The sequence below is a fragment of the Anaerostipes hominis (ex Lee et al. 2021) genome (assembly GCF_002270485.1).
Taxonomy (GTDB): domain Bacteria; phylum Bacillota; class Clostridia; order Lachnospirales; family Lachnospiraceae; genus Anaerostipes; species Anaerostipes hominis.
Genome location: NZ_NQOG01000001.1, coordinates 234656 through 257952, shown reverse-complemented (window position 1 = coordinate 257952; position 23297 = coordinate 234656). Strand labels below are relative to the sequence as shown.

General features: G+C 42.1%; 26 protein-coding genes and 2 pseudogenes. 23 read left to right on the top strand and 5 right to left on the bottom strand.

Features of this window, described 5'->3' with window-relative positions:
* Nucleotides 1-317: 317 nt before the first annotated feature.
* The 11 genes from CI597_RS01295 (at nt 318) to spoIIID (ending at nt 10445) form a co-directional block, all read left to right on the top strand.
* Nucleotides 318-1394 (top strand): zinc-binding dehydrogenase, encoded by a 1077-nt coding sequence (locus CI597_RS01295; RefSeq protein WP_024726688.1) that lies wholly within the window; start codon nt 318-320, stop codon nt 1392-1394.
* Between the two features lie 35 nt (nt 1395-1429).
* Complete coding sequence (locus CI597_RS01290; protein ID WP_024726689.1) at nt 1430-2143, top strand: ribulose-phosphate 3-epimerase; 714 nt, start codon at nt 1430-1432, stop codon at nt 2141-2143.
* A gap of 54 nt (nt 2144-2197) precedes the next feature.
* Nucleotides 2198-3568 carry an MFS transporter gene (locus tag CI597_RS01285; protein ID WP_024726690.1) on the top strand — a complete coding sequence of 457 codons (1371 nt, stop codon included), beginning with the start codon at nt 2198-2200 and terminating at the stop codon, nt 3566-3568.
* 24 nt (nt 3569-3592) lie between these two features.
* Nucleotides 3593-4648, top strand: coding sequence for an NAD(P)-dependent alcohol dehydrogenase (locus CI597_RS01280; RefSeq protein ID WP_024726691.1), 1056 nt, complete (start codon nt 3593-3595; stop codon nt 4646-4648).
* 15 nt (nt 4649-4663) lie between these two features.
* On the top strand, nt 4664-5503 hold the full coding sequence (locus CI597_RS01275) for a class II fructose-bisphosphate aldolase (RefSeq protein WP_024726692.1): 840 nt from the start codon (nt 4664-4666) through the stop codon (nt 5501-5503).
* Nucleotides 5496-6467, top strand: a complete 972-nt coding sequence (locus CI597_RS01270; RefSeq protein WP_024726693.1) for a carbohydrate kinase family protein — start codon at nt 5496-5498, stop codon at nt 6465-6467. The genes CI597_RS01275 and CI597_RS01270 overlap by 8 nt, the downstream gene beginning before the upstream one ends.
* A 53-nt stretch (nt 6468-6520) precedes the next feature.
* The gene (gene ydjG, locus CI597_RS01265) at nt 6521-7513 is read left to right on the top strand and encodes an aldo/keto reductase (RefSeq protein WP_024726694.1); all 993 of its coding nucleotides are present in this window, start codon (nt 6521-6523) and stop codon (nt 7511-7513) included.
* Between the two features lie 128 nt (nt 7514-7641).
* Entirely contained in the window at nt 7642-8400 is a 759-nt protein-coding gene (locus tag CI597_RS01260) for a DeoR/GlpR family DNA-binding transcription regulator (RefSeq protein WP_024726695.1), read from the top strand.
* A gap of 127 nt (nt 8401-8527) precedes the next feature.
* Nucleotides 8528-9880, top strand: coding sequence for a dicarboxylate/amino acid:cation symporter (locus CI597_RS01255; RefSeq protein ID WP_024726696.1), 1353 nt, complete (start codon nt 8528-8530; stop codon nt 9878-9880).
* 20 nt (nt 9881-9900) lie between these two features.
* Nucleotides 9901-10017 carry a hypothetical protein gene (locus CI597_RS19305; RefSeq protein WP_081723786.1) on the top strand — a complete coding sequence of 39 codons (117 nt, stop codon included), beginning with the start codon at nt 9901-9903 and terminating at the stop codon, nt 10015-10017.
* 152 nt (nt 10018-10169) lie between these two features.
* Entirely contained in the window at nt 10170-10445 is a 276-nt protein-coding gene (gene spoIIID, locus CI597_RS01245) for a sporulation transcriptional regulator SpoIIID (protein WP_024726697.1), read from the top strand.
* Between the two features lie 53 nt (nt 10446-10498).
* Here the strand turns inward: spoIIID and CI597_RS01240 are convergent, their stop codons facing one another.
* Entirely contained in the window at nt 10499-11140 is a 642-nt protein-coding gene (locus CI597_RS01240; RefSeq protein ID WP_024726698.1) for a hypothetical protein, read from the bottom strand.
* 162 nt (nt 11141-11302) lie between these two features.
* Here CI597_RS01240 and CI597_RS01235 point away from each other — a divergent pair, with 162 nt between their 5' ends.
* Nucleotides 11303-12622 carry a replication-associated recombination protein A gene (locus CI597_RS01235; protein WP_024726699.1) on the top strand — a complete coding sequence of 440 codons (1320 nt, stop codon included), beginning with the start codon at nt 11303-11305 and terminating at the stop codon, nt 12620-12622.
* A gap of 3 nt (nt 12623-12625) precedes the next feature.
* Nucleotides 12626-13492: an aldo/keto reductase gene (locus tag CI597_RS01230; protein WP_024726700.1), complete on the top strand. Its 867-nt coding sequence runs from the start codon at nt 12626-12628 to the stop codon at nt 13490-13492.
* A gap of 41 nt (nt 13493-13533) precedes the next feature.
* Here CI597_RS01230 and CI597_RS01225 read toward each other — a convergent pair whose 3' ends face one another.
* The 4 genes and pseudogenes from CI597_RS01225 to CI597_RS01210 form a co-directional block, all read right to left on the bottom strand.
* On the bottom strand, nt 13534-13719 hold the full coding sequence (locus tag CI597_RS01225) for a hypothetical protein (RefSeq protein ID WP_024726701.1): 186 nt from the start codon (nt 13717-13719) through the stop codon (nt 13534-13536).
* Nucleotides 13716-14462 carry a tyrosine-protein phosphatase gene (locus CI597_RS01220; RefSeq protein WP_024726702.1) on the bottom strand — a complete coding sequence of 249 codons (747 nt, stop codon included), beginning with the start codon at nt 14460-14462 and terminating at the stop codon, nt 13716-13718. Before CI597_RS01220 ends, CI597_RS01225 begins: the two co-directional genes overlap by 4 nt.
* A gap of 302 nt (nt 14463-14764) precedes the next feature.
* Nucleotides 14765-15001, bottom strand: a pseudogene (locus tag CI597_RS19655) (permease); the annotation flags it as partial.
* A gap of 108 nt (nt 15002-15109) precedes the next feature.
* Nucleotides 15110-15280 (bottom strand): annotated as a pseudogene (locus tag CI597_RS01210) (ArsR/SmtB family transcription factor); the annotation flags it as partial.
* A gap of 83 nt (nt 15281-15363) precedes the next feature.
* Here CI597_RS01210 and CI597_RS18060 point away from each other — a divergent pair.
* The 10 genes from CI597_RS18060 to CI597_RS01170 all read left to right on the top strand — a co-directional run bounded on the left by CI597_RS18060 (nt 15364) and on the right by CI597_RS01170 (nt 23293).
* Nucleotides 15364-15708 carry a hypothetical protein gene (locus CI597_RS18060; protein ID WP_024726704.1) on the top strand — a complete coding sequence of 115 codons (345 nt, stop codon included), beginning with the start codon at nt 15364-15366 and terminating at the stop codon, nt 15706-15708.
* Nucleotides 15705-15878, top strand: coding sequence for a hypothetical protein (locus CI597_RS17905; RefSeq protein ID WP_155854002.1), 174 nt, complete (start codon nt 15705-15707; stop codon nt 15876-15878). The genes CI597_RS18060 and CI597_RS17905 overlap by 4 nt, the downstream gene beginning before the upstream one ends.
* 478 nt (nt 15879-16356) lie before the next feature.
* Nucleotides 16357-17760, top strand: coding sequence for an AAA family ATPase (locus CI597_RS01205; RefSeq protein ID WP_024726705.1), 1404 nt, complete (start codon nt 16357-16359; stop codon nt 17758-17760).
* Complete coding sequence (locus CI597_RS01200; RefSeq protein ID WP_235824515.1) at nt 17750-18382, top strand: hypothetical protein; 633 nt, start codon at nt 17750-17752, stop codon at nt 18380-18382. Before CI597_RS01205 ends, CI597_RS01200 begins: the two co-directional genes overlap by 11 nt.
* A 24-nt stretch (nt 18383-18406) precedes the next feature.
* Nucleotides 18407-18751: a Fic family protein gene (locus CI597_RS18305; protein WP_330606997.1), complete on the top strand. Its 345-nt coding sequence runs from the start codon at nt 18407-18409 to the stop codon at nt 18749-18751.
* A 349-nt stretch (nt 18752-19100) separates the two neighbouring features.
* A complete protein-coding gene (locus CI597_RS01190; RefSeq protein ID WP_024726707.1) occupies nt 19101-19607 on the top strand; it encodes an SEC-C metal-binding domain-containing protein in 507 nt (168 codons plus the stop codon).
* Between the two features lie 226 nt (nt 19608-19833).
* Nucleotides 19834-21120 carry a hypothetical protein gene (locus CI597_RS01185; protein ID WP_024726708.1) on the top strand — a complete coding sequence of 429 codons (1287 nt, stop codon included), beginning with the start codon at nt 19834-19836 and terminating at the stop codon, nt 21118-21120.
* Entirely contained in the window at nt 21107-21778 is a 672-nt protein-coding gene (locus tag CI597_RS01180; protein ID WP_095142859.1) for a DUF6320 domain-containing protein, read from the top strand. Before CI597_RS01185 ends, CI597_RS01180 begins: the two co-directional genes overlap by 14 nt.
* Nucleotides 21779-21796: 18 nt before the next feature.
* On the top strand, nt 21797-22729 hold the full coding sequence (locus CI597_RS01175; protein ID WP_024726709.1) for an alpha/beta hydrolase: 933 nt from the start codon (nt 21797-21799) through the stop codon (nt 22727-22729).
* Between the two features lie 102 nt (nt 22730-22831).
* Nucleotides 22832-23293, top strand: coding sequence for a MarR family winged helix-turn-helix transcriptional regulator (locus CI597_RS01170; protein WP_024726710.1), 462 nt, complete (start codon nt 22832-22834; stop codon nt 23291-23293).
* The last annotated feature ends 4 nt before the right edge of the window (nt 23294-23297 follow it).

Genomic DNA, 23297 nt, shown 5'->3' with positions numbered 1-23297 from the left:
AAGTGTTGTGATAAGAATTTGGCGTAGGCGTTCAATAATGAACGCCTATTTTTGTTGTTCTCAAATGTAAAGAACATTTATATTATGAAAAAGATAGTCACCGGTTAAAAGGATGATAAGCTTCCTATCTTCGGTGAAAATGTATAAAAAACAGAAAATAATTTGGAAAACAGTAACAAAATCTTTGAAAAGCAACATAAAATGCTTGAAATACAGAAAAAGTGATGATAAGATGAAACCATAACAAATGAAGAATGAAACATTTGTTTTCGGCCGAAACCAGTTAACAATGAGATTCATAATTTGGAGGAGAAGCGATGAAAGCATTAGCAAGATATGGAAAAGAATTTGGAGGATACAGAATGATTGATGTTCCGGAACCGGAATGTGGACCGGAGGATATTATCATCGAGGTGAAAGCCGCTGCAATTTGCGGTGCGGATATGAAACATTATAAGGTTGAAAATGGATCTGATCAATTCAATTCCATTCGCGGACATGAATTTGCCGGAGAGATTATTAAGATTGGTTCAGAGGTGAAAGATTGGAAAGTTGGACAGAGAATCGTATCTGACAATAGTGCCCATGTTTGTGGTGTATGTCCGGCGTGTGAGAATGGCGATTTCCTTTGTTGTGAAGAAAAAATAAATCTAGGTTTAGATAACAATACATGGGGTGGAGGTTTTTCGAAATATTGTAAGATTCCAGGAGAGATTTTGAGAATCCACAAACATGCAATATGGAAGATTCCAGAAGGTATTGAATATGAAGAAGCGGCAGTGCTTGACCCAATTTGTAATGCCTACAAAGCTATTGCACAGCAGGCGCATCTTCTTCCAGGACAGGATGTTGTAGTATTTGGAACAGGCCCGCTTGGCTTATTTTCCGTTCAGATTGCGCGCATTATGGGGGCGGTGAACATTGTAATGGTAGGCCTAGAGGAGGATACAAAGGTACGCTTTGGTGTTGCAAAAGAATTAGGCGCTACACATTGTGTGAATGGGTCCAGGGAAAACGTAGTAGAACGTTGTCAGGAAATCTGCGGTAAAGAGAACCTTGGACTGGTGATTGAATGCTCCGGCGCCAATATTGCACTTAAGCAGGCAATTGAAATGACAAGAGCAAATGCAGAGATTGTCCGCGTTGGTATGGGATTCAAACCGTTAGAGTTTTCTATTAACGACATTACATCCTGGAATAAGAGCATCATTGGACATATGGCATATGATTCTACTTCTTGGAGAAATGCGCTTCGCCTTCTGCAGTCAGGTGCTATCAAAGTAAAACCGATGATTACACACAGAATTGGACTTTCTGAGTGGGAAAAGGGATTCCAGGCTATGGCAGACAAGGAAGCAATCAAAGTAATTATTACTTATGATTATGAGGACTAATAGAGAAGCGTAACAAAGTATTTAAGGAAGAGGTTATGAAGAGAAAATTAATGATTGCGCCATCGGTAGGGTGCTGTGATTTGTTTCATGTGAAAGAACAGATGGAAATAATCAATCAACACTCAGACTTTTTGCATATGGATATCAAGGACGGAGTCTATGTGCCAAGTTATGGAATCGGACCGGATTATCTGGATTACTTAAACCGGCACATAGATCAGCTAAAGCCGATGGATGCGCATCTGATGGTAAAGCGTCCACAGCAGTATCTGGAGGTATTTGCCAGGGCGGGCGCGACATACATTACACCTCACACAGATTGTATCGAAGGAGATGCGTTTGTGACAATTCATAAGATTAAAGCGTTGGGCTGCAAAGCCGGTGTTGCACTTAGCCCGTCTGTTCCGTTGTCAACAATTGAATATTATCTCCCGCTATTGGATAAGGTGACAATTATGATTGTGGATCCTGGTATCGCTGGACAACCAGTTGACTCTCAGATGTATGTTAAGATCAAGCGACTGGCGCAGATGCGAAAGGAACGAGGCCTCCACTTCCTGATTGAGGCAGATGGTTCCATGAACAAAAGTTTATACCGGCCGTTATATGAGGCAGGGACGGATCTTGTAGTGATGGGACCTCCGGCGCTTTGGAATAATGACAAAGATTTTAAAAAGGCGTGGGATATTATGGAAGAAGATCTCGAGAGGGAGCTCAGGGACGCCAGATGTGACGAAGAAATTTTGTAGTCACGAAGAGATGCTATATGAAAAAGCTGATATTTTACCGAAAGGAAATAGAATATGAATAAAAAGAATGCAAATATTGGAGCAAGGCTGGATCGTCTGCCTAACTCATCATGGCATATTAAAATGTGGCTGGTAACAGCCTTTGCACTGCTGGTTTGCTGGTCAAACGGTATCGGCGGCGCAGTACAAAACATCCTGTTAAATGAGATTCATTGGCTGGAGCCGGGTTCCAGACTGCTTGCCATGTGGGGAACCATTTATACGGCGGGGCAGTTATTTGGAGCATTAATCGGGGGCCCGATCGGAGATAAGATTGGACGTAAGAAATCTATTCTTTTATATGAAATAGTACATATTATCGCAATGATCGGAGGCGCGCTGTCACCAAATGTATACGTACTCTATGTGTTCAGACTGATTCAGGGTCTCGGACTGGGAGCGTTGTTAGTTGTTTTATTTGCCGGATTCACAGAGTATGTACCTGGAAGAAACCGTGGTACATGGTCAAGCCGTACTTCCTTTATTGGAAACTGGGCGCACCCTGTCTGTAATGGTATCGCACTGCTTGTCGGTTCTATTGTGGCAAGTTATGCGTTGAACTGGAGAATTCAGTTTATGATTCCATCTGTACTTTCTATCATCGCAAGTATCCTAGTGTATAAGAAGTTTCCGGAATCACCAAGATGGCTGGAATCACAGGGGAGAGTAGAGGAGGCAGATGAAATTGTAACAAAGATTGAAAAAGAGATTGAAGCAGCGACAGGCAAACCGCTCCCGGAAGTGACAGAGGGGCCAAAGCCGGTGAAACAACTTCCGTATTCGGCATTATTTAAAGGAAAGCTTTTAAGAAGAACGATTGTAGGTTCACTTGTACTGATTGGTATGAATACCATTCAATATACATTGATGAACTGGATGCCGTCCATGCTTTCCTCTATGGGATTTGATACATCACAGTCACAGTTTATGACAATGTTTGGCCTTTTTGGAGCACCCTTTGGAATATTCATTGCGTCATTAATTATGGATAAGATTCCAAGAAAGGCAATGGGAGTTGCACTGCTGGCAATTATGGCTGTATTCGGAATTATTACAGGGCAGCAGTCTTCAATGAGCGGGCTGATCATTTGGACATTCCTGCTTAACACAGCAATTTATATGTATGTATGTTATGCTTCCGCAGTATATGTGCCGGAGATGTGGCCGACATCTGCAAAGCTTTCTGGATCTGGTTTTAGTAATGCCATGGGACGTGTGAGTAACATTTTCTTCCCCTTCCTTGTAACATATGTTGCCAGTACAATCGGAGCAAATGGTGTGTTCGTTCTCATCTCCATTGTTGCGGTAATCATTGCTGTAGCTATCTTGTTCCTCGGCATTGAGACGAGAGGAGAATCGGTAGAAGATATCGGAAACGTTGACTGACAGACAGATGAAGGAGGTTCTATTATGCAGAATTCAGAAGCAATTTTAGTGACACCGAAACAATTTGAGATTCAGGAGTGCCCGATGCCCGAGCCGAAAGAAAATGAGATTTTGATGAAGGTGGAATATGTGGGAATGTGCGGGTCAGACATTCATGGATTTGAATTCGGACCGTTTATCCCACCGAAGGATCCAAATCAGAAAATCGGACTTGGACATGAGGTGGCTGGTGAAGTCGTGGGCGTTGGTGCAAAAGTTACGAAGTTTAAAGTGGGAGATAAAGTGCTGATTGAGCCCGGAGTGCCGGATGATACATGTGAATATTGCAGAACCGGCCGTTACAATATTTGCCCGAAGGTTGATTTTATGGCGACACAACCTAACTATAAAGGGGCGCTGACACAGTACATGACTCATCCAGAAGAATGGACTTATCATATTCCGGAGGAGATGTCTACATTGGAAGGAGCTCTGGTAGAACCGGCGGCAGTCGGTATGCACGCGGCAATTTTAGGAGGTGCACAGACTGGAAAAAGCGTTGTGATTCTCGGGGGCGGAGCAATCGGACTTATGGTACTTCAGGCCTGCTTAAGTCTGGGTGTTACAGATATCACTGTAGTAGATGTGATTCAAAAACGTCTTGACCTTGCTAAAAGGCTTGGCGCCAAGAGAGTTATAAACGGGAAAGAGGAAGATACCGTTGCGGCAATTCGATCAAAGGAATTATACGGAGATCATGGTGTGGATTTGGTGTTTGAGGCAGCAGGCTCTGCATTTACAACCAATCAGGCGGTACAAATGGTAGCGCGTGGCGGGAAAATTATGATGGTTGGAACACAGTCCCAGCCGGTTCCGATTGACTTTTTAAAAATTAACCGGGAAGTGACAATTCAGACTTCCTTTCGGTACTGTAACAATTTCCCGCAGACTATCGAAGCGATTGCAACCGGGAAGTTTAATGTAAAAGATATGGTAACAAATATTTACGAATATAAAGACGTTCAAAAGGCATTTATGGAAGCCATCGACCCGGTGAGAAAAGCCGATATAGTAAAAGGTGTTGTGAAAATTTCTGAATAAGAAAAGGAGAAGAATATGATTTCAGATATCAGATATTGGGAAAAAAAAGCAAAAGGAGGACATTATGCAATTCCTCATTTTAATGTATGGAATGCGGAGATGCTGATGGGAGTAATTGACGCGGCAGAAGAGCTCCGTGCGCCGATTATTATTTCTTTCGGTACAGGGTTTGTTGGAAATACTTCCTTCGAAGACTTCTGCTATATGATGGAATCTATGGCAAAAAATGCAACAATTCCTGTGATTATGCATTGGGATCACGGCCGCAATATGACGATCCTTCAGAATGCGGTGAACCATTGCATGAATTCTGTAATGCGCGATGCGTCTGCTCTTCCATATGAGGAGAATGTGGCGGAGATTAAAAGATGTGTAGATTATTTCCATGCATATAACATTCCGGTGGAGGCAGAACTTGGACACGTAGGAAATGAGACTGTCTACGAAGAGGCATTGTCAGATTATCATTATACTGACCCGAAGAGGGCAAAAGATTTTGTGGAGAGAACAGGATGTGATTCTCTGGCAGTTGCCATTGGAAACGTGCATGGGGTATATACCTCCGAACCGGAACTTGCATTTGATATTCTGGAAGAGGTTGCCAAAGCAGTAGATGTGCCGCTTGTACTTCATGGCGCTTCAGGTATTGGAGACGAGGATATCAAAAAGGCAATTTCACTCGGTATTTCTAAAATAAATATTCACACAGAACTCTGTCAGGCAGCGATGGAGGCAGTCAATGCACATAAGGATGAGCCATTCCTGGCAGTTCAGCGTGAAGTGAGAAAAGCAGTTAAAGAACGTGCAATGTATAAGATTAAACTGTTTGGTGACGACGGAAGGGCTGATGAATAAAGTGGATAAGAAACTAGACGTAATTATTATTGGCGCAGCGCTTGTAGACCTGCCCCTCAGGCCGGTGGGGAAGGAAGTATTTGATGTAGTATCTTATCCGGTGGACGGGATTAAGATGACCATCGGGGGCGATGCGATCAATGAAGCGACAATTATCACTCGATTAGGACATAAGGTGGGACTGATGAGCTGTGTTGGGGTAGACCTGCCGGGGTGGTTTGTCATGGATCACTGTAAGACAAACGGTATTGATACAACCTATATCAAGCAGGATCCGACCAAAGATACCTCTATTAACGTAGGGCTTGTAGCGGAAGACGGAGAAAGAACATTTATTACAAATCGGCAGGGAAGCTTATGGAAATTCTGCTATGAAGATCTGGATATGTCTGCATTAAAGGACGCAAAGATTCTTTCATTTGCAAGTATTTTCAATAATCCCTTATTTGACAACAAGGCGCTTGTCGCAGTCTTTTCAAAGGCAAAGAAGGAAGGAATGACAATTTGTGCGGATATGGTGATGCCGAAGGTGAATGAAACCTTAAATGACATTCGCGAGGCACTGAGCTATGTAGATTACTTCTTCCCCAATTTTGAAGAGGCAAGTGAGATGACGGGAGCGGTCAAGGAAAACGAAGTAGCCGATATCCTGTATGGATGCGGTGTTAAAAACGTTGTTATGAAGATAGGAAAGCGGGGATGTTATATTCGCAATTCAGAAGGGTCTGTGATTGTTCCGGCGGCCAAGGGAGTGACGGCGATTGATACAATCGGAGCAGGAGATAATTTTGCATCTGGATTTATCACAGCATTGCTGGAGGGCAAGACGCTTCGGGAATGTGCCGCCTATGCAAACTGCACTGCAGCGGTTTCGGTCCAATATGTTGGCGCCACCGGCGGAGTAAAGGACAGAGCGATTGTGGAAGAAATGTTTACAAGGTATCGTAAAGATTATGGAGCGTAGTACATGCAGTATTGTGTGCAGGGGCTCTATAGACAAGAAAGGAACAAAAAAGTATGAAAACAATGAAGCTTGGTAAGACAGGAATTGATATTTCAAGGATCGGTCTCGGAACATGGTCAATCGGCGGAGGCTCGGCATGGGGCGGAGACCACGATATTCAGGTTGTGGTGGACACTATCAAAGAGGCTCCCAAGGCTGGTGTAAATCTGATTGATACCGCACCGGGATATAACTTCGGCAACAGCGAGAAAATCCTCGGAAAAGCTTTGGAAGGAATGAACCGGAATGAAGTAGTCGTTATTACAAAATGTGGTGTCACATGGGATCAGGAGATGAAAGGCGACCTTTTTAACAAGGTAAACGGAGTTCAGCTTTACAAGAACTTAAACAGTGCGTCTGTAAAGAAAGAAATTGAAGCATCTTTGGAACGTCTGGGAACAGATTATGTGGATGTTTATATGACACACTGGCAGGCAATAGAAGGAAGCGAATATTACGTGCCGATTCAAAAGACCATGGATGTGTTAAATGAATTGAAGGCACAGGGAAAGATTAAAGCAATCGGTGCAGCCAATGTGGATATCCGCCATATCGAAGAATACCTGAAATGGGGGCAGCTTGATATTGTGCAGGCAAAATACTCAATTCTTGACCGTGGTATTGAAGAAGAAATCATTCCTTGCTGCCGTGAAAATGGAGTGACGATTCAGGCGTATTCACCACTTGAGATGGGACTGCTCTCAGGGACAATGCCGAGAGATTACCAGCCAGTAGGCGCACAGATTCCGAAGAAATGGTTCCAGCCGGATCACATGCAGGATGCTATGGACATGATGGATGAGTGGAGACCGCTCTGTGAAAAATACAACTGCACTATCGCGAATCTGGCACTTAGCTGGATTCTTGCACAGGGAGACTTCTTGAATCTGCTGAGCGGATCTACAACTGTGGAGCAGATTCAAGAAAATGTAAAATCAGCAGAGTTAGAATTAGATCCAAAAGATGTACAGATTATGCGTGATATGGCAGAGAAAATTGATAAATAAAGAAAATAGCAAGTAATACTCCTTTAAATGTTGAAATTAAAAGAGTAATCTTTGATTTCAACATAAGATGTGATATAATTATTTCCAAGTGAAATAGCGGAGATGGTATAGAGAAGGGGAGTGAGTTAGTGGCAGCAAAGGATAGGCTTGAATTGATCAAAAAAATGATTCAGACAGAAAAAAAGGTGATTGTGTCCGAATTGAGTACATCATTTGGCGTGACGGAGGAGACGATCAGACGCGACTTGGAAAAATTAGAGAACAAAGGGGTTTTGAACCGCACCTTTGGCGGTGCAGTTCTGAATGTTGAAAATCAACGAGAAGGCATTCATTTTTATCAAAGAGCGGGAATCCATATAGAAGAGAAACGGAGGATGGCAACAGTATTTGAACCGATTTTAAGAGGTAAAAGTACGATTGCCGCAGATGCGAGCACCTCTGTGATGGAAGTTGTCAAAAGGGTGAAGAACAGCCGTGATATTACGATACTTACAACTTCAACAGCCATGCCGGCAGAGCTGGCAAGCACTGATATCAACATCATTTTAACCGGCGGAGTCTTTAACCGCAGTACCTTGTCTTTGCAGGGAAAGACAGCAAGAGAAAATATTCGCAATTATCATGTGGATATTCTGTTAATCAGCTGTAAGGGAATTGACATAGAAAAGGGTGTGATGGATTCTAAAGAGACGGAAGCGGAAGCAAAGAAGGTTATGATTAAACAGGCAAATGAGGTCGCGCTTTTCGTGGATCACTCCAAATTTGATAAAACGGCTTTTGCGCATTTGGCGTCATGGGATCAGATTGATTATCTGGTTACCGATCGCAGACCAGACGACAGATGGGCGGAATTTTGCAAAGAGAACGATATCAAGCTTATATATTAGAAAGAAGCATCCCGGAACGTGGATATAGGTGTTTCGGTGTAAGCAGAGGACTCTTGTGGATGTTATATCTCAGACGGGATACATGCGCAAGGGTCCTTTTATGGTTCATGGAGAACGGAGGAATTTGATGGGAAAGCGACAGGACAGGAAACCAATGTCCATTATGAAAAAAATGGCCATTGCATTGTTTGGGGGCATTGGTGTGGGAATTCTCTTCCTGCTGTTACGTGAGTATTTGAATGCGAATGGTATGGGGCAGGTTTGGGATATAATTAACAAAATCTTTTTTAACGATATTACAAAGGATGACGGATTTAAGTCAATCGGTATTTTTTACATTATAAGCCAGTTGTTTATGAATGGATTACAATTGGCAATTGTGCCACTGGTGCTGGTATCACTCAGCTTGTCACTGTGCAGTATGACAAATCCGCGGAAACTGGGGGAAATTTTCGGAAAGACACTTTTTTGCTTTATATCATTTTATGTGGTTGGAGCATTTTTGGGAGGCTGTTTTGCATACATGGTTAAAACACTTGGTTGGTTTTCCGTTCAGCTGCCCACTGCGGACACATCGAATCTGGCAACAATGGATTCTTACAATCCGCTCACAACCATAGTAAATGCAGTGCCGAATAATATCTTTTCTGTATTTACGACCAATACGAGCATTCTTGCAGTTGTAGTGATTGCGGTTATCATCGGACTTACCATGAATGCACTCAGAAAGCAGTCAGAACCCGTTAAAAAGGTTTTGGAGAGTCTGAATGAGATGATTCGTGTGTACATGGAATTTCTGATTAATAAGATCAGTCCCATTGCAATCTTCTGTATGATTAGCAGAACCTTTGCAACTTATGGGGTAGAGTATCTTCGGCCTGCACTGGCATGGATTGTATCGACAATTTTTATTTGTATTCTGCTTGTATTTACGATCTACCCATTGGGAGTTTGGTTTACTACAGGGTTAAATCCACTGACATTTATCCGGAAGGTATTAAAAGTAGGACTTTTTGCAGCGGCGACACAGTCTTCAGCGGCTACCCTCCCTTTGAACAAAAAGACTTGTGTCGAGGAGCTTGGATGCAGTGAGGAGATTTCAAACTTTGTATTGCCTACGGGTATGACAATAAATATGAATGGAACTACCGTCATGCACATGATGGCAATTACATTTATTGCAACCTCGGCAGGGCTTGATGTCACACCGGCTCACCTTGTGCTTGCGGCATTTCTCTCTATTTCTACATCGATGGGGACTCCGGCGATTCCGGTTGCCGGGACTACGATGGTATTCGCGGTATTGAATGGACTGGGATTCAATTCGGAACTTTGCATGATAGGATATGCGTTGGTTCTGGCGATGAACTATCCTCCGGGAATGGCGGTAATTACGTTGAATGTAGTAGGAGACGCTGCGGCAAATGTAATTATAAATTCAAAAGAAAAGGAACTAAATAAAGAGATATATAACAGTTAAGGAGACATAGTGACGGTAAAATTAAAAGAAATCTGGATATTGACCTGACGGATAGGACGGTAGAACTGGCAGATATCAATCGTCCGGCACTTCAACTGGCAGGTTTTTTTGACCATTTTGAATCGGATCGTGTATAAGTGATAGGAAATGAGTTACCATTTACCATGTATCGTGTTTTATGTGAGTATCCGGCCTTAGCTCTGAGTCTTGTGCAATAGCCGGCGAAATCAAGGAATAAGCCTTAGAGCCCCTGCATACACTGTAAAAACAGAGAATGCAGGGGATTTTTATGAAAGAGTACATTGAAGAACGCGCGGTAGAAGTCGGCAATTATATCGTAGATAAAAAAGCCACAGTCAGACAAACTGCCAAAGTGTTCGGAATCTCTAAATCTACCGTACATAAAGATGTGACGGAACGATTGGAAAAGATCAATCAGTCCCTGGCCAGGAGGGCCAGAGAGGTACTGGATCTCAACAAATCGGAGCGGCACATACGGGGCGGCATGGCGACCCGTGGAAAATACCAGAAGATTAAAAAAAATACAAAAGCAATTCAGGGGTGAATTGCTTTTGTATTTAAGATACGGTATACCAAAGAAGGCAGCGCTTTTATGGGTCAGCGGCCGGCATTGACATTTCCCGTCTGATTATGTAGGAGCTGTTCATTGTACTTCAGCAGGGAGGATATCGGTTTTGAAAGTGTCAGATACTGTCTTGTATGACACCTGAGCGAAGATTTTTTCTGAGCGTATAATTTTTGCGGAGTAAAAAAGTCAGAGCCCTCAAACGGTGTCCTTTTAATGGAAATATCAATCACGATATCTAAAAAACGATTCTGGTGAAAGATCTTCCTGGTACATTCCTTTTTATAAGTAGGATGGAGCTTATTGATGGTGAACTGGAAATACAAAGAATTCATCGCCGGCTCTTCACTGTCCAGCAGGAACTGATAATCTCCGCTGAGCATTTTTTCTACTTCTTCCTGTGTCAGGGAAAACTTTGTCTTATGGACCACATGTCCGCTGGTCTGATTCTGAATGAAAAAAAAGTTTGTGTGGTCTTCCTCATAAATATAGTAACGGATATTCGGTTCTCTCTCCAGCCCCTCAAACATCAATACTCTTACGGGCATGCTGATCATGTATTTTTCAGGAGACCTGGACAGCAGGTATTCCTCCTGTATCTTTTCGTATTCTGTCTGACTGATATTTTTGCTGACTTCAGTGTAAGAAAGCTTTTCTACTAATATTTTACCCATAATAACTCCAATACGCAGTTTTGGTTTATTGTTTCTTATCAATATACTAGTGACATTATATCAAATCGTGTATATAAAATCATGACTTATTTCTAAAAAAAGTCTTAATTTTGCGTGGATTTTCATCGGCCCCTATGTTAAGATTACCAAAAAGGAGGAGATATGGATTTATTTGATTATGCAAGACAGAAAAACGGAAGGAAAGAAGCTCCGCTGGCCGGCAGGATGCGGCCTGAAAACCTCGATGAAGTCGTGGGACAGGAGCATATCATAGGAAAGGACAAGCTGCTTTATCGGGCCATTCAGGCAGATAAACTCAGCTCGATCATTTTTTACGGGCCGCCGGGTACTGGGAAGACGACGTTAGCAAAAGTCATTGCCCAGACAACCCAGGCCAATTTTGTGCAGATGAATGCCACTACCTCCGGCAAGAAGGAAATGCAGGAAGCCGTGAAGGAGGCCAAAGAAGCACTGGGGATGTTTCAGAAAAAAACGATTCTGTTCATCGATGAGATCCACAGGTTTAACAAAGCCCAACAAGATTTTTTGCTGCCTTTTGTAGAGGACGGGACAATCATCCTGATCGGGGCCACAACGGAAAATCCTTACTTTGAAGTAAACCAGGCGCTCATCTCAAGATCCAACGTTTTTGAACTCAAGTCTCTGGAGGCAGAGGACATTAAAAAGCTGCTGGTCAGAGCCGTGACCGACGACGAGAAGGGCATGGGGATCTATCAGGCCAAGGTTACGGATGAAGCCCTGGACTTTTTGGCAGACATGGCCGAGGGCGATGCGAGGAGTGCCCTGAATGCCATTGAACTTGGAATCCTCACCACAGAACCGGGAGAAAACGGACAGATCGTGATTGACATCGGCGTGGCCCAGGAGTGCATCCAGAAGCGGGTCATGCGGTATGACAAGGGCGGGGACAACCACTATGATATTATCTCTGCATTTATTAAGAGCATGAGGGGATCGGATCCCGATGCGGCAGTTTACTATCTGGCCAGGATGATCGATGCCGGAGAGAGTGTTACCTTTATTTCCCGGAGGATCATGATCTGCGCTTCGGAAGATGTGGGGAACGCGGACCCGCAGGCTCTGCAGGTTGCGGTCGCGGCATCTTTAGCTGTGGAGAGGGTCGGACTTCCGGAAGCCAGGATCATTCTTGCACAGGCGGTGACCTATGTGGCGGGGGCGCCTAAGAGCAATGCGGCTTATATGGCTGTGAACCAGGCATTGGAGGCCGTCAGAAAGAGAAAAAACGGGATGGTTCCAAACCATCTGAGAGATGCCAGTTACAAAGGGGCGTCCAAACTGGGACGGGGGATCGGATACCGGTATGCCCATGATTATCCGGGACATTATGTCAAACAGCAGTATCTTCCGGATGAACTCATGGGAACCGTATTTTATGAACCAACAGAGAATGGATACGAGAAAAATATCAGGAAATATTTGGAAAGCCTGAGGGAGGAATGAGTCATGAACAGTTTACAGGATGGATATACGCTGAGAAATGGAGTAAAAATTCCATGTATTGGCTTTGGGACCTGGAAGTCCCCAGACGATGTGGTTTGTGAGAGTGTGAAAATGGCGATTCAGGCTGGTTACCGCCATATAGACGGGGCAGCTGCATATGCCAATGAGGCAGGTGTAGGAAAAGGAATCCGCGAGAGCGGAGTGCCCAGGGAAGAACTGTTTATTACGAGCAAGCTTCCCAATGCAGACCATGGATATGAAAAGGCAAAGAAATCATTTGATAAAACACTGGAACATTTAGGCCTTGACTATCTGGATCTTTACCTCATTCACTGGCCGGTTGTGATCGAGCATAAGGACGACTATGAGCAGGATATCCTTGACACATGGAGAGCTTTTGAGGAGCTTTATGAGGCGGGTAAGATCAGAGCCATCGGTGTCAGCAATTTTATGATCGAACATCTGGAAATATTAAAGAACCATGCAAAGATCATGCCAATGGTCAATCAGGTGCAGCTTCACCCGCAGCATCCTCAGGAAGAGATGGCCGCTTACTGCAAAGAAAACCAGATCGTGCCGGAGGCTTGGAGTCCGCTGATTCAGGGACAGGCATTTAAAAGAGAGCTGTTAAAAGAAATGGCCGTAAAATACGACCGTACTGTGGCTCAGATTTGTATTCGCTGGATCATGCAAAAAGGTGTGGTCCCGCTGCCGAAAGCGTCCAGCATGGAGCGTATCAGGGGACATGCAGATGTTTTTGATTTTGAGATCAATGAAGAAGATATGGAAAAGATTGCAACGCTCAGATCTTATGGGATGATCGGGGAGGAACCGAGTATACCGAGAACAAGACAAGTCGTAGGATTTTAAAAACAGAAGGTGCATTCCGGGAATGGGAAGCACCTTCTGTTTCAGTCTTTACTTTTTTTGTATAGAAAAATAAGCACCCACAGGAGCAGCGGATAAAAAAACATCAGTGCCAGCATACCGTAGAACGCTCCGTTTCCGGTAAATGCACAAAACAGAGTGAGGCCTATGACGAGAAAAATGGACAGGATCACAAGGATGGACAGGATACGTTTTGTTTTTTGTTTCATGAGTTTTTCCTTTCCAAGACAAGTTCTTTCAGATGTGTAATTTCAGGATCGGACAATCCATGTTTTGTAAGATAGGACACAAGGTGAAGTTCTTCAAACAAATTAAGCAGCTGTTCCATATGGGCGGCATCTGAGCCGAGCATCGGAAGCATGGATTTATAGTCAGGAAGTTTCATGGCTGCTTTGTTTACGCCGCGCTGATTGTATGTAAAGGAAACCTGATATTCTGCGACGATGTCTTCTCTGGCAGCGCCAAGAAGTGTTAGGAGTATGGCAGAAAGAACACCGGTCCGGTCTTTCCCTGCGGTACAGTGGAACAGAACTCCGCCTTTGTTAAGACATTGAACGACAGTTTTCACTGTGCCGGCGATCAACTCAGGACTGTCATACAGCATTTTCTGATAACCGTCAGCCAGGCTTTTGGTGAAGGCCTTTGAGGCTGAGTCTGCAGCATTTTCAAAGTCAATCTCTTCTTTTTGAAGGGGACAGTGATAATACTGCATTGACTCCGGAACCTGATCTTTCATAAGGAGTGTCTCGGATCTGCTCCGAAGATCTATGACAGAGACAATCCCGCATTTCTCAAGCTTTTTCCATTCGTCTGGAGAAAGGAATGCAAGACAGTCACCGCGGTATAGGCGGTTCCATCGGATGACTGAGCCATCCGCGGTTTCCAGGCCGCCCAGATCCCTGATATTAAATGCATGTTCTAAACGGATTCTTTTTAATGGTGTGTAATTCAAAAGATAACCTCCCGCACAATAGATTTGTTTCTTCTATTTTAATGGGAAGAGAAAGAAGATACAAGGGGTGATTTTGGACAGAGTGTGACGTTCTTCTTTATATAAACAGATACTGGAATACATTGAAAAAGTATCCCACAAAACAGTTATGAATAACCGCGCCTATGGCGACACCCGCCAAAATATATGGTGTGACCCCTTTTACTGTGATTTTTGCTGTCTTCCATGCATATTTGACTCTGTTTTTAAAGCACAAAGATTCCTGCGGCACATCCAGGACATGATCAGATTCATTAAAAGATTCGTTTTGTTCTTTCCGGCGGAAAGTAACTTTGGATGTAAGAGATTAGGAAGACCAATATTCCCAGCAGCACCATGATCTTCATCGTGTCATATATAAAAAACTGTATACTGTTTCCAACCCTGGATGAGGTATCAAGGCCAAAGGATTCTAAAAGTTTTTTTATGATTTGGTTCAGCCAATTCATTCCGAGGATTTCATTCTGAAAGAAAATCCATATTGATTTTATTGTATCCATGTTGTTAAAGCCCTTTCTTATATATAGATATATATAAATGTATTTATGTATAGAGTATAAATAATTTTCGCAGCGATCTTTATGATTGCTCAGGTCACCACTAAATTTTTACGATAATTTTTTGCCTGTCAGTGCATGCAAAGTCCGAAGGGCAAAGAACACTCCTTCAGATGAAATTGAATAGTAGGTCCATTTGCCTTCTCTGCGGCCCGATACAACTCCGGAATCACACAAAATTTTCATATGATGGGACATGGTAGGCTGCGAAACATCAATCTTTTCATTAAGCTCTTATGATAGTCTCTCTACAAAGGCGGTGAAAGAATGAAGAATATTGGAAGACTGCGATTGGATTACAGGAAGTGGATTATCTGGAGGTATCAGACTATCTGATAGAATTGTCCAAGGAAAATATATACGGTAAATTATCGAATGAGTCTGTTGAAAAGCTTTTGTATTCTCATTACGAAAATATGACGGAAGATGACCGGATAAGTCGAAGAATGGAATGTGACTTAGTATCAAACCGTATTGTACAACTATTGAAGGATGATTCTTTCACTTTCAGTCCGGCTGTGCTGAAGTCAATTCATAAATACTTGTTTCGGGGGATTTATGATATTGCGGGAGAGATCAGATCATATAATATTTCTAAAGCAGACCCGATTTTGAATGGAGAGACTGTAAAGCATGCTAATTTTTTATGATTGAAGATACATTCCAATATGATTTTGAAGAGGAAAGACATTTTAATTATCTTGCCTGTGATGAATTTGAATTAGTGAGTCATATAGCAAGATTTACCTCTGCTATCTGGCAGGTACATGCATTTGGAGATGGAAAGGTAACATTGGGACACCAAGGAAAAGTGGCATAAACAGCAACAAATTACTTTGTATCACTCCATAATAAAATTAAATAACATATAAAATTCAGGAATACCTATAAAAAAGGGTGTTCCTTTTCTATGTGCGCCGGGCATGGCATGTATCTCCGCCAAGTGTAGCGGATCACAGACTGTTGACAGTGATTTTTGAAAAATAGCAATCCGATATTGTTTAACGGTCTGGTACTGAACTGTTGGCTCTGGGCTTATCTTGCAGATGTGAATGAAGAGGCACAGGAGGGGATTGTGTTGAATGAAATAGTATATACGTAAATTTTTGGCGGATTTCATTTGATTGTGGAGCCCGCGTTTTTCTAATAAATACGACAAGAAAATCGAAGGACAAAAGCGGAACAAAAAGTATAGAATATGAGATTGAATATTGAATTATAAATAAGGGAATGATATAATAGGAGCATCAATAGAAATAATACAGAAATATGAATTATATAGGGGCATGGAGGTTGTTATGGGCGGACGTTTTGTCAGGATAGAAAATATAACTATAGAGAATTTTAAAAATGTAAAGTACGGAACCCTTGATCTTACAAATCGCAAAAAAAATTATCGTGCAAGTATTGTGGGGGTGTATGGACAAAATGGTTCAGGGAAAACTGCGTTAGTTGATGCATTACAAGTGCTTAAATTTGCATTATGTGGAAAGGCTATTCCGGAAAAATATGCGGATTATGTTCATGTTGACGAAGACCATGCTACTTTAAAATTTCAATTTAAAATGCAAAGGGATGAAGTCAGTTATGACATTTGGTATCAATTTTCATTAAAGAAAATGATAGATGATACACATTCTAATGAAGAAGGCGTAAATGCTGATCTGGAATATAAAACACAAATATATGATGAAGTATTAAGCTTCGCATACACTTCAAAGGATGAAAAAGTCCGTAAGGGGCCACTTGTTGATACAAGAACTTCAGGAGTGTTTGTGCCAAAGTCGAAATTTAATGAACTTTTAGGTGAAGTAACAAATGATATTACAGAATTGCTTGTAACGAAACGTCTTGTTCAGACGCAGGGAAGAACATTCGTTTTTTCACGAGAAATGATAAATGCCTTTAGGAAAAACTGTAAGAACGAAAAATATATGGCATTAATTGAAGGGTTATACACATTTGGAAACAGAGAACTTTTTGTTATTGACACGGAAAATTCGGGATTGATTAGCATGAATGCCTTGCCGTTGGCATTTAAGTATAAAGAAAAAAATTCAGAAACTGTTGGAAATTTAATGCTGCCCCTGAATGTGGCAGCTCCAATTCCGGAGGATGCAATGGAACTGGTGAAAAAAATTATTTCTAATATGAACATTGTTTTAGAAGAAATCATTCCGGGCCTAACAATTGATATTGTTGATTTGGGACCGATGGTTTCGAAGGATGGTAAGATTGGAAGGCTTATTCAATTGATGTCTTTAAAAAATAATAAAGCAATTCCTTTTCAATATGAGTCAGAAGGAATTAAAAAAATTGTTTCGATTTTACAGTTGTTAATTGTTGTATATAACAATCCATCTATTACAGTTGCTATTGATGAAATGGATGCCGGAATTTTTGAATATTTATTAGGCGAACTTCTCAATATTATATCCGAAAGAGGAAAAGGGCAGTTGATCTTTACATCTCATAATCTTAGGCCGTTGGAAACGATTGATAAGGGATTTATTGCTTTTACAACAACAAATCCGGATAATCGTTACATTCGTATGACAAATGTGAAAGGAAACAATAATCTCCGGGATTTCTATTATCGAGATATTGTTTTAGGTGAACAGAATGAGCCGGTTTATAATCCGACCAATAATTATGAGATAGCTTTAGCGTTCAGAGAGGCGGGTGAAGTATTTGGCTCGTAAGAAAATTGTACTTGTCATTGTAGAAGGTCCTTCAGACAATGCTGCTCTGGGTGTCATGTTGAATCAAGTATATGATAAAGATTCGGTGTATGTTTATATCATGCACGGTGATATTACTACCAGAACAGGAGTAACTTCACAAAATATTATTTCCAAAATAGGAAATGAGGTGCGTGGTTATGCAAAATCGCATCATTATACAGCAAAAGACTTTAAACAAATCATTCATATTGTTGATACAGATGGTGCGTATATTCCTGAGGATCGAATATTGGAAGAACAGGATTGTAATGAGATTTTGTATGAATCTGATGGAATTCACACATTGAATCGACAGGCAATTATCAGACGTAATCAGCAGAAACAGGAAAATTTGTATCGTCTCACGAGCACAGGACAAATCTGGAAGATTCCTTATAAAGTGTATTATATGTCTTGTAATTTAGATCATGTATTACATAATAAGAGAAACAGTACAGATGAGGACAAGGAAGATGATGCATATGCGTTTGCTATAAGATATAGAAAAATCTGGAAGGATTTGTCAAGTTTATCTGTGAATCGGATTTTTCTGTTGAGGGCGAATATAAAGAAACATGGGCATATATTGAGGATGGTATGAATTCGATCGAGAGGCATACAAATCTTGGGATTTGCATTACGGAAGAATTACAAAACAGAAGAATTAATTAGTAAAAAGAATGCAGTTCAGATGTTTGATTCGGGATTTTTCAATAATTTGGAAGCGGCATTGCAGAGTGTTAATAAAATGCCACAACCAACTTTCGATAAAATTGTTGAAAAATATGTAGAAATGAATGTTGCTCACCCGTTTAGAGAAGGAAATACGAGAACTACTGCGGTATTTATCGAACGATATTTAAACAGTATTGGTTTTCCAGTCAATAACGATATGTTTCAGAAACATGCTCAATATTTCAGAAACGCTCTTGTGCGTTCTAACTATGCAAACTATCCAAAAGGGATTTGAATAGAATTTAAATATCTGGAACGATTTTTTTATAACTTACTTATAGAGGAAAAATACGAATTGCGGAATAGGGAATTGATTGTACGAAATCTGTTTTAGCAGAGAACAAAGTGGGCAAGTCTATTTCAGCTCCACGGCCCCTCAATTAAATAAAAAACATGCAGAAGACCCTGAAACTCAAGGCCTCCTGCACGTAAAGGGGAGGATAAGTATTCTAATCTATTGATTAGACATTAAGAGTATGTCCCCTGTAATTATTTTTATACACAGATTGAAAAAATATTTTAAATTTGTTATAGTATCTTAAGTATCACGAAAGCAATAAAATCAGTAAAAGGATGGATAAATCATGGGATTACTTCAGGAATGGCGCGACTATGCGTATAAATTTGACGACCGTACACAGGAAGGACAGCAGTTTTGGCTTTCCTATTTTGGAATCGAAAAAGAGATTTACGAAAAGTTATTATCAGATAAAGACTTTGTAGAAAAAGGAACCGTCAAAGAGCTGGCAGAAAAATACGAGACTGAACTTCAGTTCTTTGTAGGTTTTCTGGATGGGATCAATGACAGTCTGAAAACTCCGAATCCGATCGAGGAGATGGAGGAAGATACAGAAGTAACTTTAGATATCGACTTTGAAAAATTATACTACAACATGGTTGCATGCCGTGCAGAATGGCTGTATGAGCTGGAACAGTGGAATGATATTCTGTCAGAAGAGAGAAGAAAAGAGTTATATAAAGAACAGAAATCATCCACGACAGTTGTAAAAGGCGAGAAGATCGGAAGAAATGATCCGTGTCCTTGCGGCAGCGGCAAGAAATACAAAAAGTGCTGCGGAAGAAATGCGTGACATTTTCCACATGATTTCCGTTCAGCTCTTAGAATGCCTCACTCCAATCATGTAGAAAATGGTCATAATGTCTTCTGGAGGTGGTATCTTCTCAACAAAAGATGCTGTCCTCCGACTGTGCTGTAAAACTGTTTATAACACCCGAAAAGTTGTCAATTAAGTTTGGCAGCTTTTTGTTTATAGATAGAAATTTCTTTTAATTTTGCTTTTTGGGAAGGTAAGAATTATGAAAAAGAGAGAAGATCATATTACATGGAGGAAGCTTGACAATACGGCCCAGCTTTTTCCGGTGATCGCAAACAGGGAGATCAGCCATGTTTACCGTATCTCAGCCACTCTGAAAGAGGAAGTACGTCCGGAACTGCTCCAGAGAGCGCTGGAAGATGTCCTTCCGTGGTTTGACGTGTTTCGGGTGCGGCTTCGAAGGGGATTTTTCTGGTTTTATTTTGAAGAAAATAAGAACCGGCCCCAGGTGGAGGATGAGACCGAGTATCCTTGTCGGTATATCGATCCCCATGGAAGGAGGAAGTTTCTGTTCCGTGTTTCCTATTACAGAAGGAAGATCAATCTGGAAGTATTCCACGCTGTCTCAGACGGCATGGGAGCCATCACGTTTTTAAAGGAGCTCACTTACCGCTATATTGATCTGCTCAGGAACGAGTCCAAAGGAGAGATGAAAAAATATTCTCCGAGCGAAGAATGTATTTTGGATCAGGAAGACAGTTACTTTAAGCATTACAGAAAGAAAAAGGGAAAGGGTTACAGCACGCAAAAAGCTTATCAGATGAAAGGAAGAAGGATTTACGGAGGCGCCATCAGCGTCATACACGGTTATGTCAGTATTGCGGATCTGAAGAAAACCTGCAGGAGCTGCGGGGTCAGTGTCACTAAATATCTGACCGCCGTATTAATATACAGTATATATGAAGAATACATGAACAGGCAGCAGGATAAAAATCCTATCGGGATTAATCTGCCGATCAATTTAAGGGCTTTTTTTGACTCCAGTACGACCAGCAACTTTTATGCGGTGACGTTGATAGAATTTTTATCCAGGGGGGAGGACCATACGTTTCAGGAGGTCCTTTCTGAAGTCAGCCGGCAGATGGACGAAAAGATTAAAAAGGAAAAGATCGAGGAGGTGCTGTCCTATAATGTTTCAGCAGAGAAGAACCCATTTATACGGATTCTGCCGCTGGCTGTGAAAAACCTTGGACTAAGTTATAAGTTCAGGCGTTCCAGCAAGTCAGCGACTACTACGCTGTCCAACCTGGGACAGATCAAAGTGCTTCCCGGATATGAGGATGAGATCGAGAAATTTCATGTGATGATGGGTGTCTTCAAGACACAGGAGATGAAATGCGCCATGCTGAGTTATAAAGACCAGGCGGTCATCACATTTACGTCGGTATTCCAGGAAAGCTATCTGCAGAAAGCTTTTTTCAGAAATCTGGCGAAGGAAGGAATCAAAGTAGCCATAGAAAGCAATGGGGTAATCAATGAAAAGGTGTAAGAATTGCCAGGTGGAAGTCCTGGATGAGACAGTGACGTGCCCGCTCTGCAACAGGGTACTGATTGACGACGGAAAACCCTTTCAGCCGGAGAGAATGTACCCTGATCCGGAAGAAGAAAGAGAGAGGCTTTACGGGATTAAAAATATTTTTTTTATTCTGCTTGGTATGATTGCAGTTCTTATGGGAATCATCAATTATATTACATATAATGGATTCCTTTGGTCGGCAATCGTCCTTGCAAGTATTTTATATCTGATGGTGACTGTATCCTATTCGATTGTACACAGGAGAAATCTGGCTGCAAAAATTGTTGTGGAGGTAATCGGCGGAGGAATCCTGGTATCTGTCATTGACTATGTCATCGGATATGAAGGATGGTCTGCGGCTTATGTCATACCGGGGCTGATCCTAACGGCAGACCTGGCAGTGATAGTGCTGGTGTTAGTAAACAGAAAGACATGGTACAGTTATCTGATGTACTTGATCTTTATAGCGGTCTTGAGTGTGATACCGGTTATCATGTACCTGTTCGGACTCTTTGAACAGCCGCTGATCGCATGGATCTCCTGCGGAATTTCAGTGCTGACGGTATTTGTTATTTTAGCGGCGGGAAACAAGCAGGGGAAAAATGAACTGGCCAGAAGATTTCACACTTAATCAGAGAAGGAGCATACTATGAAACGAGCAAGTTTGCGCGGACAGATGGCCGTTCAATGCATCAGAGGATTTACAGCGACACCCAGAGGAAGGACGTATGCCACCGGCATGGGACACCAGAATCCGAAGGAATATCGGTGGAAGTGTCCGAAAGGATATACAAACGAGAAACGGGCACATGAGAATTTTCAAATGGAATTTTTATTTCCGGATCAGGATAAAAATGACCTGGCAGTTCTGCAGCTTCACGGCGGCGGATATATCGGGACTCTTAGAAACGCATACCGAAGAGCAGCCCTTCAGTACTCCATTTGCAGCGGGGGAGGAAGTGTCCTGTCACCGGATTACCGGGTTGTGCCGGAACATCCGTTTCCTGCGGCGCTTAAAGACGCTGTCTCATCCTACCGATGGCTGACAGAGGAGAAGGGGTTTTTGCCGGAAAAGATTGTGGTTGCAGGCGACTCGGCGGGGGGAGGACTTGCGCTGGCTCTCGGATTATATCTGAAGGATCATGGAATTTCCATGCCGGCAGGTTTTATTTTGATGTCACCGTGGACGGATTTGACGCTGAGCGGAGAAAGTCTTAAGTATAACTACGGGAGAGATCCGCTGTTCGGCAGATCAAAGGTCACGATGCTTTATGATTCTCTGTATCCGGGAAGTGAGGATGTAAACAATCCATATATTTCTCCGCTGTTCGGAGATTATCATGGATTTCCTCCGATGCTGTTTCAGGCAGGCGGCAGGGAAGTTTTGCTGGACGATACACTGAGAGCGGCAAGAAAGGCGAAGGAAAGCGGTGTTTCGGTGAGATACAGTGTCTATCCCGACATGTTCCATGTGTTTCAACTGGCGATGGGAATGCTGCCGGAAAGCAAAGAGGCCTGGAGAGAGATCAGGACCTTTTTCAGAATGATTTTCGGACCAAAAAACGTTACTAAATATTCATAATTCTTTTCTTGTATTTCCATTTGCACTGTGCTATGATAACTATTAGTCAACTAATGATTAGACAACTAATGTATTTTTTCAAAGTTTTAGAAAGGAGTCATCATGTATGAAGATGACGGCATTTATCACCTGCTTCTGAAGATCAACCATAAGAATTTTGCAATCGGATTTGCCTATTTAAAAGAGGCAGGTCTGCATCCGGGGCAGATGCCGCTGATCACCGGCCTTTACAAGAAAGAAGGAGTGACTCAGAAGGAAATTGCAGATAAATTGGGCATTAAGCCTTCAACGATCAATGTCATGATCCGCAGGCTTGAAAAAAGAAAGTTTGTCATCAGGAAGCAGGATCCGGAAGATCAGAGGAGGAGCCTCGTGTATCTCACGGAGCACGGCCGGCAGATCTATGAGAAAATTTCCGAAGCTACCGTCGAAATCAAAAATCAGGTCATGAAGACCTTCACGGAAGAGGAAAAAGAAGAACTGTTCCGGCTGCTCACAAAGTTTTATGAGGGGCTTGATAAATTAGTTGATTTGGAAATAGAAACTTGTAAATGTAAGGAATAATCGT

Bases quoted from the DNA above. Each gene is read 5' to 3' on its own strand.
- CI597_RS01270 (WP_024726693.1), top strand. From the start codon at position 5,496: ATGAATAAAGTGGATAAGAAACTAGACGTAATTATTATTGGCGCAGCG.
- CI597_RS01285 (WP_024726690.1), top strand. From the start codon at position 2,198: ATGAATAAAAAGAATGCAAATATTGGAGCAAGGCTGGATCGTCTGCCT.
- CI597_RS01190 (WP_024726707.1), top strand. From the start codon at position 19,101: ATGGGATTACTTCAGGAATGGCGCGACTATGCGTATAAATTTGACGAC.
- CI597_RS01225 (WP_024726701.1), bottom strand. From the start codon at position 13,719: ATGAAACAAAAAACAAAACGTATCCTGTCCATCCTTGTGATCCTGTCC.
- CI597_RS01240 (WP_024726698.1), bottom strand. From the start codon at position 11,140: ATGGGTAAAATATTAGTAGAAAAGCTTTCTTACACTGAAGTCAGCAAA.
- ydjG (WP_024726694.1), top strand. From the start codon at position 6,521: ATGAAAACAATGAAGCTTGGTAAGACAGGAATTGATATTTCAAGGATC.
- CI597_RS01175 (WP_024726709.1), top strand. From the start codon at position 21,797: ATGAAACGAGCAAGTTTGCGCGGACAGATGGCCGTTCAATGCATCAGA.
- CI597_RS01290 (WP_024726689.1), top strand. From the start codon at position 1,430: ATGAAGAGAAAATTAATGATTGCGCCATCGGTAGGGTGCTGTGATTTG.
- CI597_RS01180 (WP_095142859.1), top strand. From the start codon at position 21,107: ATGAAAAGGTGTAAGAATTGCCAGGTGGAAGTCCTGGATGAGACAGTG.
- CI597_RS17905 (WP_155854002.1), top strand. From the start codon at position 15,705: ATGATTGAAGATACATTCCAATATGATTTTGAAGAGGAAAGACATTTT.
- CI597_RS01275 (WP_024726692.1), top strand. From the start codon at position 4,664: ATGATTTCAGATATCAGATATTGGGAAAAAAAAGCAAAAGGAGGACAT.
- CI597_RS01205 (WP_024726705.1), top strand. From the start codon at position 16,357: ATGGGCGGACGTTTTGTCAGGATAGAAAATATAACTATAGAGAATTTT.
- CI597_RS01185 (WP_024726708.1), top strand. From the start codon at position 19,834: ATGAAAAAGAGAGAAGATCATATTACATGGAGGAAGCTTGACAATACG.
- spoIIID (WP_024726697.1), top strand. From the start codon at position 10,170: ATGAAAGAGTACATTGAAGAACGCGCGGTAGAAGTCGGCAATTATATC.
- CI597_RS01280 (WP_024726691.1), top strand. From the start codon at position 3,593: ATGCAGAATTCAGAAGCAATTTTAGTGACACCGAAACAATTTGAGATT.
- CI597_RS01230 (WP_024726700.1), top strand. From the start codon at position 12,626: ATGAACAGTTTACAGGATGGATATACGCTGAGAAATGGAGTAAAAATT.
- CI597_RS01170 (WP_024726710.1), top strand. From the start codon at position 22,832: ATGTATGAAGATGACGGCATTTATCACCTGCTTCTGAAGATCAACCAT.
- CI597_RS01255 (WP_024726696.1), top strand. From the start codon at position 8,528: ATGGGAAAGCGACAGGACAGGAAACCAATGTCCATTATGAAAAAAATG.
- CI597_RS01295 (WP_024726688.1), top strand. From the start codon at position 318: ATGAAAGCATTAGCAAGATATGGAAAAGAATTTGGAGGATACAGAATG.
- CI597_RS01235 (WP_024726699.1), top strand. From the start codon at position 11,303: ATGGATTTATTTGATTATGCAAGACAGAAAAACGGAAGGAAAGAAGCT.